The 1747-nt window shown below is 64.5% G+C and carries 2 protein-coding genes; one reads left to right on the top strand and one right to left on the bottom strand.

The genetic code is table 11. The features are described 5' to 3' along the window. The coding region (locus QZY07_RS14175; RefSeq protein WP_295403913.1) for a DUF6399 domain-containing protein at positions 1-282 on the bottom strand (282 nt) is incomplete at its 3' end. Between QZY07_RS14175 and QZY07_RS14170 the strand changes: the two genes are divergently transcribed. After that, a complete protein-coding gene (locus tag QZY07_RS14170; RefSeq protein WP_295403910.1) occupies positions 281-1699 on the top strand; it encodes a transposase in 1419 nt (472 codons plus the stop codon). The two genes, QZY07_RS14175 and QZY07_RS14170, sit on opposite strands and share 2 nt — an antisense overlap. Positions 1700-1747 lie beyond the last annotated feature (48 nt).

Here is a 1747-nt window from a genome sequence, read left to right as displayed (position 1 = left end):
GCGCTGAAACAGGGTGGCGCAGTCGGTGGCGACCTGCTCGATTTCAGCCCGCTCGTCGGGAGGAGGTTGTTGCACGGGATGGGTCGGCTGTTGCAGGGGCGCGAGCAACTGGGCGCTGATCGCTTGGCGTCGCTGGCGCGGCTCGGCACGCGCGCAGCGCGCGGCGGCCTGCTCCAGATAGAGGGCCGGAATCAGCTGCGTGAGACTCGATCCTCGAGTTTTTCCCGCTTGACAAAATAGAGCGAGAATGGCGGTTTTCGCGTGAAGAGGATCTGCCGCCATGTTTGCCGACCCATTGCCCTTTATCGAGCGTGATGTCGAGGAACTGGATGCCGCGTTGAGGCGTCAGGCGCCGGGGCGGGGGTTGAGTCGCGGCCAGCGACGGTGGCTGACGTTCTGTCTGATGGGTCTGTTGTTGACCAATACGGTGTGTTGGTCAGCCTTTGAGCGAGCGGGACTGGGGGGATATCGGTTCAGCGCGTTGTCATGGATGTTCCGGCGCACCAACGTCGTCTGGGAGGGGCTCTGGCAGGTCAGTGTCCGCGTGGTTCTGGAGCAGTACGGGATTCACGAAGGCGTCTTGAGCGGCGACGACAGCGATCAGCGGCGCGCCAAGCGCACGCGCCGGATTCATCGCGCCCACACGGTTGACGACAAGAAAACCGGGGGCGATTTCAACGGGCAGGAACGGGTCTTTCTGGTGTTGATCACGCCCACGGTGACGCTGCCGGTGGGGTTTCGCGTTGCCTGCCCGGACCCCAAGCCAGTGGCGTGGCGCCGGGAGGATCAGCGGTTGAAGGCGTTGAAGGTGGCGAAAGCCGAGCGTCCGCCCCGCCCGGCGGCGGATCCGGCCGATCCCAGCAAGGCCCAACTTCTCCTGGAACGGATCCCGTCTTTTCGCCAGGCGCATCCGCAGGTGCGTCTCAAAGCGGTGTTGGCCGACGCGCTGTACGGGACGCAGGCCTTGATGGATCAGGCGAGCGCCGCGTGCGGCGGCGCCCAGACGATCAGCCAATGGCGTGGCAATCAAAAGGTGCGCTTTCGTGGCCGGGAGCGCCCGCTGGCGACGTTTTTCGCCGCCTATCCTGGCGTGCCGCACCGGATTCGCCGACGTGGTGGCGAAGAAATCACGGTGACGGTCAGTCGCGCCCGGGTATCTGTCTGTGCTCACGGCAAGAAGCGCTTCGTCATTGCTCTGCAGTACCCGGGCGAAACCGAGGCGCGCGATCTGGTCGCCACGGAGTTAAGCTGGCGAACGCTCGACAGCGTCCAGGCGTATACCCTCAGATGGCTCGTGGAGGGGTTTCTGGAGGATTGGAAGCTCGATGAAGGATGGGGGCAACTGGCCAAACAGCCGGACGAAGAGGGGTCAAGCCGAAGCCTGATCCTGAGCCTGCTGCTCGACCATGCCCTCCTCCTTCACCCCGAGCAACGAACCCGCCTGAACCACCAGGCGCCCGCGTGCACCGTGGGCAGCCTCCGACAGCATTGCCGAGGGGAAGCCTTCTTGGACGTGGTCCGCGGTATCCTCAGCGCCGAAGATCCCGCCGCGCCGTTCGCGCACTTCGCCGAGAAGGTCAAGGGCTTGTTTCCCTTGGCCCCGTCCGGCAAGCACATGAGCGGCCGTGACCTGGGCCGACAAGAACCGACACCCGCGTTGCGCTATCGTGCGGCGGAGGTCTGCGCTTGCGGCGCGTAGCGCAGATCGATCGATAAAGTCAAACCTTAAAAACTCGAAGATCGAGTG

Origin of the sequence: uncultured Thiocystis sp., assembly GCF_903866365.1 — a bacterium.
In the GTDB taxonomy this organism is placed as follows: Bacteria; Pseudomonadota; Gammaproteobacteria; order Chromatiales; family Chromatiaceae; genus Chromatium.
Note: the sequence above shows the minus strand (reverse complement) of the source record. Positions and strands in the feature narration are given on the sequence as shown.

Bases quoted from the DNA above. Each gene is read 5' to 3' on its own strand.
- QZY07_RS14170 (WP_295403910.1), top strand. From the start codon at position 281: ATGTTTGCCGACCCATTGCCCTTTATCGAGCGTGATGTCGAGGAACTG.